Origin of the sequence: Confluentibacter sediminis (assembly GCF_003258355.1) — a bacterium.
Lineage (GTDB): Bacteria > Bacteroidota > Bacteroidia > Flavobacteriales > Flavobacteriaceae > Confluentibacter > Confluentibacter sediminis.
Genome location: NZ_QKPO01000003.1, coordinates 213,997 through 234,154 on the forward strand (window position 1 = coordinate 213,997; position 20,158 = coordinate 234,154).

At 31.8% G+C, this 20,158-nt stretch carries 25 protein-coding genes and 1 tRNA gene; 18 read left to right on the plus strand and 8 right to left on the minus strand.

From position 1 onward, the window contains the following. Window positions 1–159: 159 nt before the first annotated feature. Window positions 160–852, plus strand: a complete 693-nt coding sequence (locus DKT72_RS02925; protein ID WP_111307228.1) for an RluA family pseudouridine synthase — start codon at window positions 160–162, stop codon at window positions 850–852. Between the two features lie 3 nt (window positions 853–855). On the opposite strand, the gene DKT72_RS02930 is transcribed toward DKT72_RS02925, so the two are convergent. The 5 genes from DKT72_RS02930 to DKT72_RS02950 all read right to left on the minus strand — a co-directional run bounded on the left by DKT72_RS02930 (window position 856) and on the right by DKT72_RS02950 (window position 4,238). Continuing rightward, window positions 856–1,653 carry a sensor histidine kinase gene (locus DKT72_RS02930; protein ID WP_235841588.1) on the minus strand — a complete coding sequence of 266 codons (798 nt, stop codon included), beginning with the start codon at window positions 1,651–1,653 and terminating at the stop codon, window positions 856–858. A gap of 31 nt (window positions 1,654–1,684) precedes the next feature. After that, the gene (locus DKT72_RS02935) at window positions 1,685–2,392 is read right to left on the minus strand and encodes a hypothetical protein (protein ID WP_111307229.1); all 708 of its coding nucleotides are present in this window, start codon (window positions 2,390–2,392) and stop codon (window positions 1,685–1,687) included. After that, window positions 2,393–2,929: a hypothetical protein gene (locus tag DKT72_RS02940; protein WP_111307230.1), complete on the minus strand. Its 537-nt coding sequence runs from the start codon at window positions 2,927–2,929 to the stop codon at window positions 2,393–2,395. 74 nt (window positions 2,930–3,003) lie between these two features. Continuing rightward, window positions 3,004–3,519, minus strand: a complete 516-nt coding sequence (locus tag DKT72_RS02945; protein WP_111307231.1) for a hypothetical protein — start codon at window positions 3,517–3,519, stop codon at window positions 3,004–3,006. 92 nt (window positions 3,520–3,611) lie between these two features. Beyond that, a complete protein-coding gene (locus DKT72_RS02950; RefSeq protein ID WP_111307232.1) occupies window positions 3,612–4,238 on the minus strand; it encodes a CPBP family intramembrane glutamic endopeptidase in 627 nt (208 codons plus the stop codon). Between the two features lie 89 nt (window positions 4,239–4,327). On the opposite strand from DKT72_RS02950, the gene nhaC reads away from it, so the two are divergent. From nhaC to DKT72_RS02970, 4 genes are all read left to right on the plus strand, one after another. Beyond that, window positions 4,328–5,809, plus strand: a complete 1,482-nt coding sequence (gene nhaC, locus DKT72_RS02955; RefSeq protein WP_111307233.1) for a Na+/H+ antiporter NhaC — start codon at window positions 4,328–4,330, stop codon at window positions 5,807–5,809. 142 nt (window positions 5,810–5,951) lie between these two features. After that, window positions 5,952–6,590 carry a peroxiredoxin gene (locus tag DKT72_RS02960; protein ID WP_111307234.1) on the plus strand — a complete coding sequence of 213 codons (639 nt, stop codon included), beginning with the start codon at window positions 5,952–5,954 and terminating at the stop codon, window positions 6,588–6,590. Window positions 6,591–6,606: 16 nt separating this feature from the next. After that, window positions 6,607–6,918 carry a thioredoxin family protein gene (locus DKT72_RS02965; protein ID WP_111307235.1) on the plus strand — a complete coding sequence of 104 codons (312 nt, stop codon included), beginning with the start codon at window positions 6,607–6,609 and terminating at the stop codon, window positions 6,916–6,918. Then, window positions 6,899–7,156, plus strand: a complete 258-nt coding sequence (locus DKT72_RS02970; RefSeq protein WP_111307236.1) for a DUF6952 family protein — start codon at window positions 6,899–6,901, stop codon at window positions 7,154–7,156. Before DKT72_RS02965 ends, DKT72_RS02970 begins: the two co-directional genes overlap by 20 nt. An 81-nt stretch (window positions 7,157–7,237) precedes the next feature. Here the strand turns inward: DKT72_RS02970 and DKT72_RS02975 are convergent, their stop codons facing one another. Further along, window positions 7,238–7,816, minus strand: a complete 579-nt coding sequence (locus DKT72_RS02975; RefSeq protein ID WP_111307237.1) for a fasciclin domain-containing protein — start codon at window positions 7,814–7,816, stop codon at window positions 7,238–7,240. 238 nt (window positions 7,817–8,054) lie between these two features. On the opposite strand from DKT72_RS02975, the gene tpx reads away from it, so the two are divergent. The 6 genes from tpx to ribB all read left to right on the plus strand — a co-directional run bounded on the left by tpx (window position 8,055) and on the right by ribB (window position 15,215). After that, window positions 8,055–8,564: a thiol peroxidase gene (gene tpx / locus DKT72_RS02980; RefSeq protein WP_111307238.1), complete on the plus strand. Its 510-nt coding sequence runs from the start codon at window positions 8,055–8,057 to the stop codon at window positions 8,562–8,564. Continuing rightward, entirely contained in the window at window positions 8,554–8,925 is a 372-nt protein-coding gene (locus DKT72_RS02985; protein ID WP_111307239.1) for a diacylglycerol kinase, read from the plus strand. Before tpx ends, DKT72_RS02985 begins: the two co-directional genes overlap by 11 nt. Before the next feature lie 63 nt (window positions 8,926–8,988). Beyond that, on the plus strand, window positions 8,989–11,385 hold the full coding sequence (locus DKT72_RS02990; RefSeq protein WP_111307240.1) for a DNA translocase FtsK: 2,397 nt from the start codon (window positions 8,989–8,991) through the stop codon (window positions 11,383–11,385). Between the two features lie 8 nt (window positions 11,386–11,393). Next, window positions 11,394–12,038, plus strand: coding sequence for an outer membrane lipoprotein periplasmic chaperone LolA1 (gene lolA1, locus DKT72_RS02995; protein WP_111307335.1), 645 nt, complete (start codon window positions 11,394–11,396; stop codon window positions 12,036–12,038). 11 nt (window positions 12,039–12,049) lie between these two features. Continuing rightward, window positions 12,050–14,038, plus strand: coding sequence for an LptF/LptG family permease (locus DKT72_RS03000; RefSeq protein WP_111307241.1), 1,989 nt, complete (start codon window positions 12,050–12,052; stop codon window positions 14,036–14,038). Window positions 14,039–14,057: 19 nt separating this feature from the next. After that, entirely contained in the window at window positions 14,058–15,215 is a 1,158-nt protein-coding gene (gene ribB / locus DKT72_RS03005; protein WP_370445566.1) for a 3,4-dihydroxy-2-butanone-4-phosphate synthase, read from the plus strand. On the opposite strand, the gene DKT72_RS03010 is transcribed toward ribB, so the two are convergent. Together DKT72_RS03010 and DKT72_RS03015 are read right to left on the minus strand one after the other, a co-directional pair. Then, entirely contained in the window at window positions 15,212–16,411 is a 1,200-nt protein-coding gene (locus DKT72_RS03010) for a DegT/DnrJ/EryC1/StrS family aminotransferase (RefSeq protein WP_111307243.1), read from the minus strand. The genes ribB and DKT72_RS03010 overlap by 4 nt on opposite strands. A gap of 16 nt (window positions 16,412–16,427) precedes the next feature. Beyond that, a complete protein-coding gene (locus DKT72_RS03015; protein ID WP_111307244.1) occupies window positions 16,428–17,057 on the minus strand; it encodes an NAD(P)H-dependent oxidoreductase in 630 nt (209 codons plus the stop codon). A 230-nt stretch (window positions 17,058–17,287) separates the two neighbouring features. Between DKT72_RS03015 and DKT72_RS03020 the strand changes: the two genes are divergently transcribed. The 7 genes from DKT72_RS03020 to DKT72_RS03045 all read left to right on the plus strand — a co-directional run bounded on the left by DKT72_RS03020 (window position 17,288) and on the right by DKT72_RS03045 (window position 20,054). Next, window positions 17,288–17,372, plus strand: a tRNA-Ser gene (locus tag DKT72_RS03020). 363 nt (window positions 17,373–17,735) lie between these two features. Then, window positions 17,736–18,023, plus strand: a complete 288-nt coding sequence (locus DKT72_RS18630) for a hypothetical protein (protein WP_369074216.1) — start codon at window positions 17,736–17,738, stop codon at window positions 18,021–18,023. Window positions 18,024–18,038: 15 nt separating this feature from the next. After that, window positions 18,039–18,293 carry a phage integrase SAM-like domain-containing protein gene (locus DKT72_RS18635; RefSeq protein ID WP_317048417.1) on the plus strand — a complete coding sequence of 85 codons (255 nt, stop codon included), beginning with the start codon at window positions 18,039–18,041 and terminating at the stop codon, window positions 18,291–18,293. Next, window positions 18,275–18,856 (plus strand): site-specific integrase, encoded by a 582-nt coding sequence (locus DKT72_RS18640; RefSeq protein ID WP_317048418.1) that lies wholly within the window; start codon window positions 18,275–18,277, stop codon window positions 18,854–18,856. Before DKT72_RS18635 ends, DKT72_RS18640 begins: the two co-directional genes overlap by 19 nt. A 208-nt stretch (window positions 18,857–19,064) precedes the next feature. After that, complete coding sequence (locus DKT72_RS18690; RefSeq protein WP_369074217.1) at window positions 19,065–19,124, plus strand: hypothetical protein; 60 nt, start codon at window positions 19,065–19,067, stop codon at window positions 19,122–19,124. Window positions 19,125–19,345: 221 nt separating this feature from the next. Then, the gene (locus tag DKT72_RS18475) at window positions 19,346–19,675 is read left to right on the plus strand and encodes a patatin-like phospholipase family protein (RefSeq protein ID WP_111307246.1); all 330 of its coding nucleotides are present in this window, start codon (window positions 19,346–19,348) and stop codon (window positions 19,673–19,675) included. Window positions 19,676–19,850: 175 nt separating this feature from the next. Then, the gene (locus tag DKT72_RS03045) at window positions 19,851–20,054 is read left to right on the plus strand and encodes a hypothetical protein (RefSeq protein WP_111307247.1); all 204 of its coding nucleotides are present in this window, start codon (window positions 19,851–19,853) and stop codon (window positions 20,052–20,054) included. The last annotated feature ends 104 nt before the right edge of the window (window positions 20,055–20,158 follow it).

The following is a 20,158-nucleotide window of genomic DNA, read 5'->3' on the forward strand; positions in this document are numbered from 1 at the left end:
AATTACTTTAGAGCCATGCTAATAAAACATAGTTGCTAATTGCTTTGGGCTTGACGTTTATAACAGTCATTGAATTAAATAAAACTTCCAAACAATTGGAATAAATGATTAAAATGATTTCCAAAGTCAAATCAACTCTAAAAATCTAACTAGTTAAAAATGTCTAAGATTTTATCTAATAAGTCTAATTTACAAGTTCTTTACGAAGACAATCACATTATAATAGTCAACAAACGTGCTGGTGATATTGTTCAAGGTGATAAAACGGGTGATATGCCTTTAAGCGACGTTGTAAAAGAATATATTGCTGAAAAACACAACAAACCAGGCAATGTTTATTTAGGTGTTGTTCATAGATTGGATAGACCAACCACTGGTCTTGTAATTTTTGCAAGAACCAGTAAAGTTTTACCGAGACTTAATGCACTATTTGTTTCTAAGGATATTCATAAGACCTATTGGGCGATCATTAAAAATGAACCTCCAAAAATAAGTGACACTTTAATTCATTGGCTAAAAAAGAATCAAAAAAACAACAAGTCCGTTGCGCATTTAAAGGAAGTTCCCGAAAGTAAAAAAGCGATTCTTCAGTATAAAGTTTTAAAAAAACTACATAATTATTGTTTGCTAGAGGTTAATTTAGAAACAGGAAGACATCACCAAATACGTTCACAACTTTCAAGTATAGGTTGCCCCATTAAAGGGGATTTAAAATATGGGTTCGATAGAAGCAATCCAGATGCGAGTATTCATCTTCATGCTAGACATATTAGTTTTATGCATCCTGTAAAAAATGAGATCATAGAGATAACCGCTCCTTTACCAAAAGATATCATTTGGGATGCTTGCTAGAAATTAGTTAAATGGATAAATTAAAATTAAAGTAACACCTTCGTTAGGTTTAGAAGTAAGTTCTAATTTAGCATTAATTAAAGCGGCCCTACTCTTCATATTTATCAAGCCGGAACCTTTTTCAACTTCATCCATATTAAACCCTTTGCCATCATCTTTCATAGTTATCACCAAATTGTCTGTTTGATAGTTTAAAATAACATTTAAGTTTTGAGCTTCGGAATACTTGACGGAATTGGATAAAAATTCTTGAAGAATTCTGAAAATAATAATCTCATGCTTCCTGTCCTTAAACTCAACACTTTCACCAATAATATCAAGTTCCGCTGTGGTGAATTTCATTTTCTTCAATCGATTAAGTTCATTGGTAATCGATTTTTCAAAACCAATATTTAAAATAACTTCATTATTTAATGTTTTAGAAAGTTGTCGCACTTCTGCTAAACTATCTCGCAGAGCATCTGACGTTTCTTTAAATTTTTCTTTTACATCATCAGCAACTTGCATTTTTAAAATACTCAATTGCATACTGGCAAACGATAGTAACTGCCCTACATTATCATGAAGTTCCCAACCAATATTTTTTAAGGTTTGTTCTTGAGTTTCTGTTTGAGCTTGGGCAATTTCAGCTTCAAAAGCTTGTTGTTGTTTAATTTGGTCTAAAAGCAATTTATTTTTTCGTTTTAAAAAGACCACAAAAAACAAGATAACCAATGAGGTTACAATCACTAAAACAGCAATCATATAAATTAGCAAATAACGCTCGGCAGCGGTACTAACTAATCGTTCAGGTTCTTGCATTAATGTTATTTTTAATATAAATTGATTCATTTTATTGGATATCAATGTCAGGGTTACAAAAAATCAATGCAAATGTGAACGTTAAGTACATCACTATATTTGCAAACAAATAGATTTGCCATTTTAAGAAGATAAAATTCCAATCGTAACGGGAATTATAAATATCGTAAAACACCAAAGGCGTAATAATAAGCCACCAAATAAAAATAGCCGCGCTAATGTAAAAGTTAATGGATCTGTAAAACGTTAATATCTTTTCGCTATTTAATATTTCAAAAAAATAAAATGCTGTACATAAAAAAACAATGACCGCTCCTAGAATACTTATTATGGGGAAAAATTGAACAAAATAAGCATCCCAATTATACAATACGTAAATACTAGAAAATATCAAAAAGGAATAACCGCTGTATTTTAAAATCATTTTAAATATTTTATTCGCTAAGATGCCATGATAATAAAATGAAAAAAATAGAATCGCTCCGATTTTCCAATACAAAGTAGTCCACCAAAAATTTCTAATAAAAACAGTACCTCTCAAAAAATACAAAAAACCATCTTTTATATAATACACATAGGTATTAAATACATCGCAAATAGACAAATACGCCAAAAAGTAGATAAAATATGTAGCAGCTGTTGGTTTATACTTATTATAAAGCACTAAACCTGTAACAGCTGCTAAAATTTCCACACAAAATGTAATGGTATTATTGTATTCTAATAAAAATTCATTCATTTAATCATTTGGCGGTGGTGGCGGTGGGTCATCTCCACCTTGCCCCCCTGTACCCTTATTTAAAGGAGAAACAGGTATAACCGCTTCATCATCTGCCGTAAAGAGCGAACCAAACACAGATGCTTGCGAGGCAGATTTATAGCCTGTCGGTGCAAAAAAGAGCGTGTTTTGGCCACCCTTTTCTGGATATGCTGCAAAGTAAACCCTTACCCCCGTCATGTTATACCCTTTTTCTTTTGCTTCATGTTCCGCATAGTCTAAATAGTTACGCAAATCCTCTAATGACCATCCTAATGAGATTATTTCATCATCAAATTTAGCATGACCTGCTTTATTAAATAAAGCTTCATTTTTGGAATGCCAAGTTTTTCTTAATTCAATAGCTCTTTCTTGGGTAATGACCCCAGAAGGCTTATAAAATTTAGACGTGTTTGACATTTTAGTACCTTCTGTTTTAAAACTAGAAGCTACAACATATATTAGTGCAAACATACATCCGTATATAAGCACCATCTTTAAATTCATTGTTTGTTTCATAAATTAAATTTTTAATTTATGAAAAAATAATATTTAACCTACAAACAAATATACGTTGTAAAATAAAGGGTTCATTAATCATTATGTGGAATATATCCACCTTGACCGCCTGCTCCCTCATTCAATGGCGGTACATTGGAGCCACCTCCACCTTGCATATTTATATAAAAACTGCTAGCCAGGGATTTCGCTTTTTGTAAAGTGGGCACCATAAACATGGTCGTTAGGTTTTTTTTAGTTTGCCCCGCATTTTCGCCATATACTCCAAGATACACCCGAATACCAGTCATGTTATACCCTATACTATCAGAGTAATGTTTAGCATAATCTAAATAGTTTTCAATATCTTCTAAAGACCAATACGTAGAACGGTCGTCCTCTTCCCTCCCTTGCTCTTTAGCAGCAGAATCTACAGCTTGTTTTCGGTATTTAGTCCAGTTATCGTTTAATGCTTTCGCTTGTTCTACGGTAATAACACCTTTTGGTTTTACAATTTTACCTGGAGGTTGATTGATCATTCTTGGACAAAAATAATAAGTTAAAAGAGCACCGATAATAAGCCCTAAAATAATGTAGCTTAATTGTTTCATAATTAATTTTGGTTAGATTAAATATTCAGTTGGCTAAAAATAATAAAAAGATTCCAAAGATATTATTTTAAGAACATCTTCTTAAATAAAGGTTATGTTGGAAAACCTAACATCCCTCCCATTCCCACAGTAAATAACCAGCATCCATACATGGCATGTTCTATGGATACTAAAAGAGTAGATTTTGTTTTATAATAGGTTATCGCGAATAAAAGTCCTCCCAAAAAAGTTATAACTAAAACCAAAGAGTTTTTAAAAAACATATGGGCCATAGCAAAAACGAGCGCATTTATTAAAATGAAAACGTGTTGACATTTAAATAAACTTTTATATCGCTGGAAATATAAGGTTCTATAAATTAATTCTTGTGGATATACAGATAAAAAACTATAAACAAATAGCATAAAAACCCACAATAAAGGTTTGCTAAGCATAACACTAAATAATAATGATTTGTTATTAAAATAAACAAACAAAGTAGTTAAAACAGCAATAATTAAGAATTTTAAAAGCGTTTCTTTTAGAAATAATTTCCAATTAATATTCCTAGACATTTTAAATGCTTTTTTCTCAATCTCTAAAAGGATGTAAATAACATAGACAAAACCTAAAATGCCAATAATCATTTTAATAACAATGTGGTAATTAAAAGTATAGCTTATTGGAATGAATATAAATAAAATCAAAAATTCAATCCACTTATAACTTATTGATCTCATATTGCATTTATTAGTAAAAGTAAGGAACTATTTCCATTTGCGTAGCGTTCATGAAAATCGTATTATTACAATTATAAATTTTCAATTATATGGATAGCCAAGATATTAAGCCTACACAACCACAAGACGAACATATTGTAGAGAACAAAGAACTAAATATTTGGGAAGCATTAATACCTGTATTTATACTTGTGGGAATGCTTGCTTATAATGTATTCGTTTTTGGAAATGATGCTTTGAGTGGCTCTAACCAATTTATATTATTATTGGGAGGTGCCGTTGCAGCTATTGTTGGTTTTTTCAATAAAGTTAGTTTTGACCAAATGATGGAAGAGGTTGCTGAAAATATAAAATCTACAGCTGGAGCTTTACTCATTCTTTTAATGGTTGGAGCCTTAGCAGGCACTTGGCTTATTAGCGGCATTATTCCAACCATGATTTATTACGGTTTACAAGTTTTAAATCCTACCATATTTTTGGCCGCCTGTGTTATTATTTGCGCTATTATATCAGTAGCTACCGGAAGTAGTTGGACTACTTCTGCAACCGTTGGTATCGCATTAATAGGTATTGCTGAAGCTTTGGGAGTTCCACTAGGGATGACTGCAGGAGCCGTTTTGTCTGGAGCTTATTTTGGTGACAAAATTTCACCAATGAGTGATACCACCAATCTGGCACCCGCTATGGCTGGAACCGATTTGTTTACGCATATTCGATATATGCTTTACACCACAACGCCAACCATTATAATTACTTTAATAGCTTTTATCATGATTGGTCTTAATCTAGAAACAAAAGGTGTTGCAGATACCCATATTATTTTAGAAGCTCTTGAAAAATCCATTAATGTGAGTCCTTGGCTATTTTTAGTTCCTGTAATAGTTATTTTTTTAATTGTAAAAAAAACATCTCCATTGATCGCATTACTAATAGGTACTTTATTAGGAGGTATAGCTGCACTTATATTTCAACCTAATATTGTAACAATCATCGGTGGAGGAACCCATTTAGATTTTTCTACTGGATATAAAGGTATCATGAATGCTATAACGGTTGAAACATCAATACCTACAGATAATGAAGCTTTAAAAGGATTATTTACTTCTGGAGGTATGGCTAAAATGATGGGAACCATATGGTTAATACTATGTGCCATGGCGTTTGGTGGTATTATGGATGCCATAGGCGCACTAACAACCATCAGTAAAGCCCTTTTAAAATTATTCCATACTACCTTTGGGTTATTTGCAAGTACTGTTGCTAGTTGTTTGGCCATAAACATTACCGCAAGTGACCAATATTTGGCTATTGTAGTACCGGGGAAAATGTATGAGAAAGCCTTTAGGGATAAAGGACTTGCTCCAGAAAACCTCTCGAGAACATTAGAAGATAGTGGCACAGTAACATCCGTATTAGTTCCATGGAATACTTGTGGTGCCTACCAAAGCAGTGTATTAGGGGTGGATACATTACATTATGCTGGTTATGCTATTTTCAATTGGTTAAGTCCGTTTATGACACTATTATTTGCCGCTTTTTCAATTAAAATAAAGCAACTAGCCTCTAAATAGAATAAAATTATGAGGTATCATTAAATCAATAACAAAAATCTATAATAAAATAAATAATAAGAATTTTAGTTTCTCATTTAATCGTTATCTCTCTTTTATATTTGTATTGTAAAAAATTAATAACAAATAAATATAAAAAAACATGGCATTAGTAGGTAAAAGATTTCCAAATTTGAATGTAGACGCAATGAACGAAATGGGCGATACTTTTAAAGTAAACGTTCTGGAAGAGGCTGTTAAAAACAAGAAAAAAGTATTATTATTCTGGTATCCTAAAGATTTCACCTTTGTTTGTCCAACTGAATTACATGCATTTCAAGCGGCTATCGGGGAATTTGAAAAACGCAACACGCTTTTAATAGGTGCTTCTTGTGATACTCCAGAGGTACATTTTGCATGGTTAAGTACATCTAAAGACAATGGAGGTATAGAAGGCGTTACTTATCCTATTTTGGCAGATAGCAACAGAAATCTTTCAAGTGCGTTAGGTATTCTAGATATCACTGGCGAAAATTATAACGAAGAAACCGGAGTTTTAGAATTAGAAGGTGATAATGTCACTTATAGAGCTACTTATTTAATTGATGAAGATGGTCTAGTTCAACATGAAAGTATTAACAACATGCCATTAGGGAGAAATGTAAATGAGTATTTACGTCTTATTGATGCATTGACCCATAATCAAAAACATGGTGAAGTTTGTCCTGCAAACTGGGAAGAAGGTAAAGATGCTATGAGTGCTAACAGAAGTGGTGTGGCTAATTATTTAGCAAATCACTAAAAAACAAATTAAGGAAATGGAAGAATTATCAGAAGATAACTTACAGGATATCATAAATAATAATGATTTAGTTGTGGTACAATATGCGGCAACTTGGTGTGGAAACTGTAGAATCATGAAGCCTAAATTCAAAAAATTAGCTTCAGAACATGAGAATGCTAAATTTGTAATAGCTGATGCTGAGAAATTTCCAGAATCTAGAAAATTAGCAACAGTAGACAATTTACCAACCTTTGCCACTTTTAAAAATGGTACATTCTTAAATCAAGTTCAAACAAATAAGTTTGAGGTTTTAAAAGAACTAGTAGATGAAGTTACCAGTAATTAAACATTTGACTCAATTTATTGAGGATAATGACGAGGACTTTGTGGGGGAAACCATTGAAACATTGGAAGCTTTAACAGAAGTACCTTCACTTAAAGATGAAGAACTAGACGTTATAGGTGAACTCATATCGAATATGTATGGTGCTATTGAAGTCCATAAAATGATAAAAGAAGGCACGCCAAAAAAAGAGGCTTTAAATGCTTTTATGCAGCGTGTTTTAGGGTCTATTGATAAATAATTAAAAAAAACAGATAAGCAAAAAGCCACTTCAATAAATTGAAGTGGCTTTTTGCTATTAACTAAATTCAAATGTAAGGTCTTATGATTTTGGTAAAAGAACGGCATTAATAACATGGATAACACCATTAGATTGATAAACATCCGCTATAGTAACCATTCCCGAATGACCATTTTCATCAGTAATATAAACATCTTTACCTTTTAACCAAGCTGTTAATGTACCACCACTTACAGTTTTTATCATGGCTTTACCATGTCCGTCTTTAATCATGTTGAGGATATCTTTGGCATTCCATTTACCAGCCACAACATGATATTTTAAAATGTTTTGTAAAGTTTCTTTGTTTTCTGGTTTAACCAATGTTTCCACAGTTCCTTTAGGTAATTTGTCGAAAGCTGCATTCGTTGGAGCAAATACAGTAAAAGGTCCCTCACTCATTAAAACATCCACTAAATCGGCACCCTTAACAGCAACAACTAAAGTTGTGTGATCTTTTGAGTTTACAGCATTTTCTACAATATTTTTGGTTGGATACATAGCGGCACCCCCAACCATTTTAGTATCTTCTTTCATCATTTTTGTTTGTGAAAAAACAGATATTGAAGCAATAAGGACGATTGTGAATACGCTTGATTTTAATACATTTAATGTTTTCATGATTTTTAATTTTTTTATTAAACAATTTTAGATTATACCTAGACAAACGAAAAATTTTAAATATCGGTTTTAAAAAAGTACATTTATTTACATTAAGTTGACAGATTGGAAAAATCATGATTTAAATACATACAATTTTTACAATGTATAATCCCTATAAAATCGGAATTAAATATTTTTTTAAAAAAATCTGTTTATTAAGTAGTAATGTCTAATTTTAGACCTTAAAAACATCAATATGGCTATTATAACATTAGGAGGAAATCAAATAGAAACATCGGGAAACTTACCATATGTTGGAACTAAAGCCCCAAATTTTGAATTGGTATCACTTGACCTTTCTACAAAAACAATGGAAGATTTTAAAGGAAGTTACCTTATTTTAAATATTTTCCCAAGTGTTAACACTCGAGTTTGTTCAGCGTCTGTTAGAACATTTAATAAAGATGCTGCTTCTTTAAATAATACAAAAGTACTATGTATTTCTAGAGATTTACCTTTTGCGCAAAAAGAGTTTTGTGCTGCCGAAGGCATTGAAAATGTTATTATGCTGTCAGATTTTAAAACAGGCGCTTTTGGTAAAACTTATGGCTTAACTATAACTACTGGTATTTTTGATGCTTTACATTCAAGATGTATTATAGTAATTGATAATAAAGGAACCATTATTTATACAGAGCAAGTCCCTGAAATTGGTCAAGAACCAAATTATGAAGCAGCTTTAAAAGCGATAAAAAATGAGGCATAAAAAAGAATCTTTTTTAGCTAATAGAATTAAAAGTGTTGGTTATGCCTATAAAGGTGCTTTGCTCCTTTTAAAAACAGAAGCTAGTATTAAAGTGCAATTTGCTATTGGTATTTTAGTAACAATTGCAGGTTTTTATAACCATATAACTAATATGGAATGGATCATTCAATTTTTAGCTATAGGATTGGTTATGAGTATGGAAGGTATTAATACTGCCATTGAAGAAATGGCAAATTTTATCCATCCAGAGCATCACAAAAAAATAGGTATTATAAAAGATATAGCAGCTGGTGCCGTTTTTATAGCTTCTTTATTCGCTATAGCTATTGGTTTAATTATATACATTCCTAAATTTTTTTAAATACTATTACCTTTAGGATAAACGTTAGTAATTTGTATTTTTGTTTAAACTAACAGCGCATTAATGGCGAAGAAAAAAACCGAAACTAAAAAATCACCTAAAAAACCTTTTAAAATGCCAAGCTTTAAGTTGTCTAACCAACAAAAACTGGTGTTAGGTAGCTTTTTAGCTATATTTGGTATATTATTATTCATTTCCTTTGTGTCATTCTTTTTTACTGGAGAAGCAGATCAAAGTAGCTTGTCTGATTTTACATCAAGGGACACGGTATCAAAAAATTGGTTAAGTAAATGTGGTGCTTGGTTGAGTGATTTTTTTATACATCGTGGATTTGGAATTTCTTCATTTATACTCTCAATACTTATTTTTCTTTCTGGCGTTTATGTCTTAATGGATCTTAATAAAGCTAAATTAAGAAGCCATTGGTTTTGGGGGCTTTTAGTAATTATCTGGCTTTCAATTTTCTTTGGTTTTTTTGTTAATCTAAATGATAATCTTGGTGGTGTTATTGGTTTTGAGGTAAATTCATATTTGCAAGATTACATAGGTGTTATTGGTATTGTACTTCTACTTCTATTTTGCTTAATAACCTATTTGGCTATTCGTTTTAAATTAACTTTTGAAAGTTTTGCCAAACTATTTACTTCTGCTAAAAAAAATATTAAGGATGAGTTTTCCGATAGTGAGGAAAAAGAACCATCCATAATTTTTGATAATAATTTATCGGCTGAAGCGGAAGATATTAAATCTGCTTTTGATTTATCTTTAGATAACGAAGAATTACCTACTAAGCAAAAAATTAATACAAGAGATAATATTTCCCCTTTAAAAGTAAATATTATTGAAGATGAGGAAGATATAGAATTAGAATCTTTGGAAATGAAAGTTGTTAAAGTTAAAGAAGAACTTTCTGAGACCGATAATTTAGCCAATAAATTGGTTGAAGATTTTGGACAATTTGATCCCACTTTAGAGCTTGCTAACTATCAATTTCCTCCTCTAGACCTTTTGACAAAATACGATTCGGAGAGCATCACCATTAACCAAGAAGAATTAGAAGACAATAAAAATAAAATTGTAGATACCTTAAAAAATTACAGTATAGGTATTGCCAATATTAAAGCTACTATTGGCCCAACGGTAACGCTTTATGAAATTGTTCCAGATGCTGGGATTCGTATCTCTAAAATTAAAAATTTAGAAGATGATATTGCATTATCTCTTTCAGCACTTGGTATTCGTATTATAGCACCCATTCCAGGAAAAGGAACTATAGGTATTGAAGTACCAAATAAAAACTCTACTGTAGTTTCCATGCGTTCAGTGATTGCTTCAAAGAAGTTTCAAAGTTCAGATATGCAACTGCCTATCGCGTTGGGAAAAACCATTAGCAATGAAACACTGGTGGTCGATTTAGCAAAAATGCCCCATTTACTTATGGCAGGTGCTACAGGCCAAGGAAAATCGGTTGGATTAAACGCTGTTTTAACGTCGTTACTTTACAAAAAACATCCAGCAGAAGTTAAGTTTGTATTAGTTGATCCCAAAAAAGTAGAGCTTACACTTTTCAATAAAATTGAGCGCCATTATTTAGCCAAGCTACCCGATAGCGAAGATGCTATCATCACAGATAACACTAAGGTTATCAATACATTAAATTCTTTATGTATTGAAATGGATAATCGCTATGAATTACTTAAAAATGCTCTTTGCAGAAACATTGCTGAGTATAATGTAAAATTTAAAGCACGGAAATTAAATCCTAATGAAGGTCATCAATTTTTACCATACATTGTGTTGGTGGTGGATGAGTTTGCAGATTTAATTATGACGGCTGGAAAAGAAGTTGAAACCCCAATAGCACGATTAGCACAATTAGCACGTGCCATTGGCATCCATTTAATTATTGCTACACAAAGACCTTCTGTAAACGTGATTACAGGTATTATAAAAGCTAATTTCCCTGCTAGAATAGCTTTTAGAGTAACATCAAAAATAGATTCCAGAACTATTTTGGATAGTTCGGGGGCTGACCAACTTATTGGTCGTGGTGATATGCTATTTACACAAGGAAATGATGTGACTAGGGTGCAATGTGCATTTATTGACACACCAGAAGTTGAAAAATTGACAGACTTTATTGGATCACAAAAGGCCTATCCTGAAGCCTATGCGTTACCAGAATATATTGGAGAAGAAAGTGGCATGAGTATTGATATAGATATATCGGAAAGAGATAAACTCTTTAAAGATGCAGCCATTGTCATAGTTCAAGCGCAACAAGGTTCTGCTTCCCTACTCCAACGTAAACTAAAATTAGGTTATAACCGAGCAGGGCGATTAATTGATCAATTAGAAGCTGCGGGTATTGTTGGTCCGTTCGAGGGCAGTAAAGCTAGACAAGTATTAATAACAGATTTAACGACTTTAGATAAGTTTTTAGAAAATGAAAACATATAATGATAAAAATGAAAATTAAAAACATCATAACATTCTTATTACTATCAATTACGATTAGTAGTTCCTTTTCACAAAATAAAGGAAAAGCACTTTTAAATGAAGTATCCCAAAAAGTAAAAAGCTATCAAAACATTTCTATTGATTTCAAATATGTTTTAGAGAATACCGCAGAAAAAATAAAGCAAGAAACTCGAGGAGATGTGGTTTTACAAGGGGAAAAATATAAATTAAATATATTAGGTACTACACGTCTTTTTGATGGTAAAAAGCTTTACAGTATTAGCCCAGAAGATGAAGAAGTGACCATTTCATCACATAATGAAGATTCAGAAGACAATATAACACCAAGTAAAATGCTGTCTTTTTATGAAGATGGTTATACCTATGCTTTAGATATTGAACAAAATGTACAAGGCAGAAAAATTCAATATGTCAAGCTCACGCCTATAGACTCAAATTCTGAAATAAAATATATCCTATTAGGAATAGATGCACAAACAAAACATATCTACTCACTCATACAAATAGGAAAAAATGGTACTAAAACAACACTTACCGTTAATTCTTTTAAAACAAATGAGCCTTTATCAAAAACCTTATTTACCTTTGATGCCAATAAGTACAAAGACTATTACATCAATAAACTAGATTAGGTAAATTTCGTGTGAAAATATTAGACCGTTACATACTAACAACGTATCTTAAAACTTTTATTAGTGTGTTTTCTATTCTCATACTAATTTTTGCGCTACAAACCATTTGGCTATATATTAGGGAGTTAGCTGGAAAAGATTTAGATATTGCTGTTATAATTAAATTTTTAATTTATTTTTTACCTAAACTTATTCCCCTAGTATTACCACTTACTATATTATTAGCTTCCATTATGGTGTTTGGGAGTTTTGCAGAAAATTACGAGTTTGCCGCTATGAAATCTACCGGAATCTCTTTACAAAGAGCCATGTCTGGATTAAGTGTTTTTATAGTTATACTCGGTTTTACCACCTTTTTATTTGCAAATAATGTGATTCCATGGGCAGAATTTAACTCATTCAATCTTCGTAAAAATATTGCAAAACTAAAACCTGCTATGGCTATTGCCGAAGGACAATTTAATGAAGTTGGGGACTATAATATTAAAGTGGATAATAAAAGTGGGGATAAAGGCCAATATCTTAAGAATGTGATCATTCACATTAAAGCTGCCAATGGTACAAGGTATGCTGAAACCATAAAATCAAAAACAGGTGAACTTATAAGTAGTGAAAAATCGAATGTTTTAAAATTGGTTCTTAAAGATGGTAACTATTATAATGATCTACAACCTAAGGATATTACTGAAAGACAAAAAAAGCCTTTCGCAAAAAGCACCTTTGAAACATATACCATCAACATAGATTTATCTCAAGTAGATAATGTAGACCTTGACGATAAATCTTTAACTGACAAATATAACATGCTTAATATAAGCGGATTGAATTATACTTTAGATTCGCTTTCTAAAAAACACCAAGAAAATCAGGAACTATTTTCTAAATCCCTCTATCAACGGAGTAATATTGAGAAAAATCACAGTTCAGATGTTATAAGCTCAATTCCAGAGAACAAAGAACAAGTAAAATCTGATTCCATCTTTACAGGAAACATTTTAGATTTGTATCCTACAAATAAAAAAGTTCAATTTCTTAGAACATCAGTTAGCACCATAAGTAGTGTTGAACAATTTATTGAAACTAAAAAAAATAATATAAAAACTGATACTATTAATTACAACAGGCATATTATTTCATTACATGAGAAATTAGCATTAGGGTTTGCTTGTATTATCTTATTTTTTGTTGGTGCTCCCTTAGGTGCTTTGATTAGAAAAGGAGGTATTGGACTCCCTATGATAGTAGCTATTTTGATTTTTTTAACCTATCATTTTATTGGTATTTTCGCCACCAATAGTGCTAAAAGTGGGGGATTAAATCCCGTATTAGCCCCTTGGTTTTCAACATTAATCATGTTACCCTTAGGTGTATATTTTACTAAAAGGGCAACCGAAGATAGAGGTTTGTTTGAAATGGACAGCATTATGGATCCTATAAAGAAAATGTTGAACATAAAAGATAGTGATAGTGTAGACTATAAATTTCTATACTCGTTTACTAACGATAGGCTTAAAGACGCCATAAATAATTATGAGGCATTGGGGTATCAAGAAGGTATTCGGTTTGAAGCTATTAATTTATTGAACAGTAGAGGCATTAAAACTGAAGATTTAAATGACAACATTAAATTCAATAAGAATTTTGGTATGTCTCAAACTATAGTCAAAAATTTTAATGTACACTCAAAATTTTCAATTGTGCTTTATAGTATAGGCGTTATTTTATTGGTATTGTTTTTTGTTTTTAGAAATAATAAGTTACCATCTTTGGCGTCAGCATCTATACAATTAAGCTTAATATCATTGTTTTTATTTGTGGTTTACTACTTGAAATCCATGTTGAATTTATCCAACTTTTATAAGTACATTAATAAGAAATTAAAAATATCACATTTGATTTTATTGATAGTTGGATTACCATTATATATGATAACCTATCCCTTTTTAAAATCTAAAATCAAAGAAGATCTAAAACAAAATTGTTTAGAGTCTTTAAAATAAGCAATATCTTTGTATTATGATGATTGAAACTGAAACCACATATAGCTCGAAACAGTTTAAACTTAATACCATACATGATGCCATTGAAGACATTAGAAATGGTAAAGTAATTATAGTTGTAGATGATGCCAATAGAGAAAATGAGGGTGATTTTATAGCCGCCGCAGATAAAGCGACTCCTGAAATGATAAACTTTATGGCCACTCACGGAAGAGGTCTTATATGCGCACCTCTTACAGAAAAACGTTGTAAAGAATTACAATTGGATATGATGGTCAGCGTAAATACAGACCATATGGAAACGGCTTTTACGGTCTCTGTTGATTTAAGAGGACAAGGTGTAACTACAGGTATTTCCGCAAGCGATAGAGCCAAAACAGTAAAGGCTTTAATAAATGAAGATATCAAGCCACACGATTTATCTAGACCAGGCCATATATTTCCTTTAGTTGCCAAAGAAGGTGGTGTATTAAGGCGTACGGGGCATACCGAAGCTGCCATAGATTTTGCGAGGTTAGCAGGATTAAAACCTGCAGGAGTTATTGTAGAAATCATGAATGAAGATGGTACCATGGCCCGCTTACCTCACTTAATTGAAGTTGCTAAAAAGCTAAACCTTAAAATAGTTTCTATAGAAGATTTAGTTGCCTATAGAATGCAACATGATTCATTAATTGAGAAAAAAGAAGATTTTGATATTGAAACTCGCTTTGGAAGTTTTAGATTAAGAGCCTATAAACAAACTACTAATAATCAAATACATATTGCTTTAACAAAAGGTTTGTGGGAAACTAATGAAGCTGTATTAACCAGAATAAATTCTACGTTGGTTAATAATGATGTTTTAGGAACCTTAACAAACAATGTTGACCAGCAATTAAACAATATGTTTAAAGTCATTAATGATGCTGGGAAAGGGGCTATTATTTTTATTAATCAAGAAATTCAGTCTATTGATATATTAAGCCGATTAACTTTTTTAAAAGAAAATCAAAAAAATAATATTGTCACAAAAGCACCAAAAATCAATATGGATATCAGAGATTTTGGGATTGGTGCCCAAATATTACACGACCTAAACATCCACAAGCTACAATTAATATCCAATAGCCAGCAAACCAAGCGTGTGGGTATGATTGGCTATGGATTAGAAATTGTGGATTATGTTACTTATTAAGTATTTAAAACCTTTTTAATAACCTCTACCATTTTATTTGCTCTCATTTTAACTTCTTCTTCTGTCCAAGATAGTTTAATTAAACAAGATAAGTTTCTACCAATATAATGGTCAGATTGAAGAAATTCTTTAGTTTTTAGATATTCTAATCCTGTTCTAACTTCAGCCGAAATTGGGAAAAGCGATTTTAATTCTTTTAAATGATCCCATTTTTTTATATAATGCCAATTATTGTTATAATAATGAAAACAACCATCTATGCCACTTGTTTTAAACTCTTGCGCTACTTGAGTCGCGGTTTCTAAATCTGGTAAAAAGAAGTTTAAAAAGGCATAGCTTTCTTCACCGCCTTCTGGAACCGTTCTAAAAACAACTTCCGGAATTTGAGATAATGCTTCACGAAGCATACCATAGTTTTTCTTTTGAAGGTATAAAAACTCTGGCAGGCGCTTTATTTGCGCTAAACCTACAGCAGCGTGCAATTCTGATATCCTATAATTATATCCTAAAAATGGGTGTGTTTCTGCCCCCCTATCTTGTCCTATATGGTCATGACCATGATCGCTGTAATGGTCACAATTGGTGTAATACTGTTCATTATTAGTAATAACAGCTCCCCCTTCTCCACAGGTAATGGTTTTAACAAAATCAAAAGAAAAGCAGCCCAAATCACCAATACTGCCCAAAGGTTTGTTATTATAGGTTCCTCCAATGGCCTGGCAAGCATCTTCAATTAAAAGTAATTTGTGTTCATGACATATTTTTTGCAATGCAGTCATATCTCCCATGCTACCACACATTTGAACCACCATAACGGCTCTCGTTTTGGATGTGATAGCAGCTTCGACTGCCTTTGGACTTAATGTTAAGGTTTCATCAATATCAACCAAAACAGGAATGGCTCCTAACGCCATGATGGCTTCAAAACTGGCTACAAATGTGAACGTAGGCATAATCACCTCATCACCTGCCCCAACTCCAGCAGATGCCAATGCAAGTGTTACAGCCGTCGTACCACTAGACACGAGTTGTGCATATTTAGTTTTAAATGATTTTTGTAATGCTATCTCTAATTCTTTTGCTTTCCAATGCCCATTACGCATGCCGTCAAAGCCATAACGCATTAAAACCCCGTTCTCTAAAACGTCATTTACTTCTTTTCTTTCTGCGTCACCAAATAATTCAAATCCTGGCATAATATATTTTTATAAATTATAATTCAAAAACGGTATCTGAGATAGCTTTTCTCACTTTTTTAAACCCTGCAAACATATCATCTTCAGCTCTGTAGCCGACAGGCAATAATAAAACAGATTTTAACCCTTTTTCTTTCAGATTAAGAACATCATCATATTTCTCGGGAATGAATCCTTCCATTGGGCAAGAATCTATACCTTCAATAGCACAAACGGTCATTAAATTTCCTAACGCGATATAGGCTTGATTCATGGACCATTGTTGTTGTTCTTTAGCAGACATGCCCGTCATAGTCTTTATAAGATTATTTCGATAAGGCTCTAAAATGGTTTCAGATGTGTTCCTTATGGTTTTAATACTGTCAAAATAATCATTTACATCTTTATCTATAATAGTGTTTTTAATGCAAATCACCAATAAGTCTGAGGCATCAATAACTTGTGCCTGTTTAAAAGAATGCTCTAAGAGCAAAGTTCTTAACTTACTATTTTTAACAACCACCAAACTTATGGTCTGTAAACCAAAAGACGTTGCTGTTAAATTAAAAGCTTGCTTTAATATATTTAATTTAGAAATTGGAAGTTTCTTGGTTTTATCGAACTTCTTAGTAGCGTATCGCCATTCTAAACGTTTTATGATATTCATATTTGTATGTTAAACGTTTACAAAAATAAGATTTGAAATTTTGTTTTACTATGATAATGACGAATTTAATATGATTGATTTTTGTGTTTGTTTACTTTTTAAAAATAAATATAAAACATCTAAAAAAAAGCATAAAAAAAGTTTTAAAAAAACGATCTTTTATTTGAAAGAAATAAAAAAGGGTTCTATATTTGCACCCGCATTCAGCGAATAGCTGATGAGGCACTCAAGGAGAAATGGCAGAGTGGTCGAATGCGGCAGTCTTGAAAACTGTTGAGGGTCACACCTCCGGGGGTTCGAATCCCTCTTTCTCCGCTGGGAATGTATCAAATTCCACTAAAACCCTGTAAATTAAATGTTTACAGGGTTTTTAATTTTATTCAATATCAAATAAAACCATAAAATATCAAATAAAAAGTGCGGGATTCGGTGCTTATTTTTTAAAATAAAATTTACGCACCGAATTGATTTTTAAACACTGTAATACAATGGTTTACGAGCATGGTGTGATTTTTATAATTGATTATTTTTTTTGTATTTTAGTGGAGATAAAAAATACGCACCGATGCAAACTACATTCACCATGCTATTCTACCCACGAGGAAACGATATTGACAAAAACGGTTATGCGCCATATATGCACGCATCACTGAGAATGGTAAGCGAAGTGAGTTTAGTATAAGGCGTAAAGTGCAATTAACGCGATGGAATTCTGATGCAGGTAAAATAAGAGGCACTACTCCAGATGTTCGGGAATTGAATAAATATCTTCTCTCAATAGAACTCAAGATCAATAAAATTCAAGAACAACTCTCAGAAAACAACATTTTGATTACAGCTGAAAAAATCAAAAACATCTATTTGGGAAAGAATAGCAATCAAAAGATGCTATTGGTGATTTTTCAAGAACACAATGATAAAGTTAATGAGTTAGTGGGCAAAGATTTTTCAGCTGGAACAGCATAACGCTATAAAACGGCAATGAAGCATGTTACTGATTATATTCTGAAAGAGTATCAAGTTAAAGATATTCCTGTTAGAGAAGTAGATCTTAAGTTTATTACTGGATTTGAATATTATCTAAAAACAACAAGAAGCTGTACTCACAATTCAGCAATTAAATACATAACGAATGTAAAAAAAATCATTCACATTGCCTTTGCCAATGACTGGATTAGCAAAGACCCTTTATTCATTGGAAAGCCAAACTTAAAATTGTGGACAGGGAATTTCTAACAAGTGAAGACATTCAAAAAATAGTTGAAAAGGATTTTTCAACTGACCGATTGAACCAAGTTAAGGACATCTTTATTTTTAGTTGCTTTACTGGTTTGGCCTATGCTGATGTAAAAAAGCTTACCAAAAATGATATTGTTATTGGTATTGATGGCCAAAATTGGATTAAAACCAAAAGAACAAAAACAGATACCAGAAGTAATATTCCTATTCTTTCAATTCCCCAGGCAATTATTGATAAATACGAAGCACATCAGGAATCTTTGGACACTGAACTTTTGCTTCCTGTTTTAAGCAACCAAAAAATGAATGCTTATCTCAAAGAAATTGCGGATTTATGTGGAATAAATAAAAATCTAACATTTCATCTAGCTCGTCATACGTTTGCAACTACCGTAACACTTACTAATGGAGTCCCTATTGAATCCGTAAGTAAAATGTTTGGACACAAATCTTTGAGAACTACTCAGCACTATGCAAAAATAATTGATAAAAAAGTAAGTGAGGATATGAATGCATTAAGAAATAAATTTCAATTAGAGGAATCCATAAGCAATTCATAATTTAGTTTTAATTGCCAAAATCCTATGTCCATAATGCTCTTTTAATTCAATCAGCAATTTTTCATTATCTCTTAATACGAATTTAGGCAAGACGTAAACAAATTTAGCTTTTTGTTTATCCTTAATTATTTTTGGCATATTATGTCTATAAATAACTTTATATTCCAATCATATTGGGGTCATTCGCGCATTAGAAGAACAGCATATCATACCTACACATATAGCGGGCTCAAGTATAGGTGCTATATTGGGTGCTTTATACCCTTAAGGATATGATTGGAAAGAGATGTTGACCTTTTTCAGAACCATTCAGATATTAGAATTAAAAAAATATGCAGTAAAAAAACTAGGTATTATCGATGCTTAAAAATTCTATAGTTCCTTTAAACTATATCTCAAAAAAGATGATTATTCGGTTCTAAAAAAATAATTATTTATTACAGCTACCAATGTACTAAATGGTGAACTGGCGTATTTAACGATGGTGAATTGATAAAACCCGGATTGGCATCTGTAGCCTTTCCTGGGATATTCGCTCCCGTTGACATAAAGGGTTCCTATTATGTAGATGGCGGTGTTTTAAACAATTTTCCAGTAAACCTATTAAAGAATACTTGTGATATCATTATAGGTGTTTATGTTAATGGTTTTGTTACCATAGCAATAGAGGATTTAAAGCATTCCCACAATGTGGTAGAAAAGGTTTTTAAATTAATAACCCTAAGAGAAGATATCAAAAGATTCAAAACATTAAATACCTATAAGTTACAAAAACGGTACAGTACAGGATGGAGTCTTATCATTCTTAATCTATTTTAGCCATAACTAATTTTGAGAATCCACATGGATAATTAGTTTATTAGTTAATTAGTTTAGTAGTTAATTTTGATTAATTTGAATTACCAGATTCGTTCGTAATCTGGTAATTCATTTTATTTAATCTTCAAAAAAAATGAAGAGAAGAGAAAAATCGTGAAACTAATGCTACTTTCTTTTGTGGAATTGTCTTTATCCTGTAAGGAAAAGAAAGTATGATGAAACGGTCAAAGAAAACAAAGTAGACAACAAAAATGAGCAATTACTAAAACAAAACAACTTTGCCACAAGTATTGATGGAAAACATGTCAAGTTCTATTGGATAAAAAACAATGACGTTGAAGTAGCTAGTGATAGTAATGCTTTTGGTCATTATAAGTGATTGGCACTTTACTTCCAATGGTAATGTTCGTGGATTTCAAGCTAGAAGTGTTGTTGGAGATTGTTTTTATTAAGCTTTTGGAAAAGCATTTGAATCAGTATAAT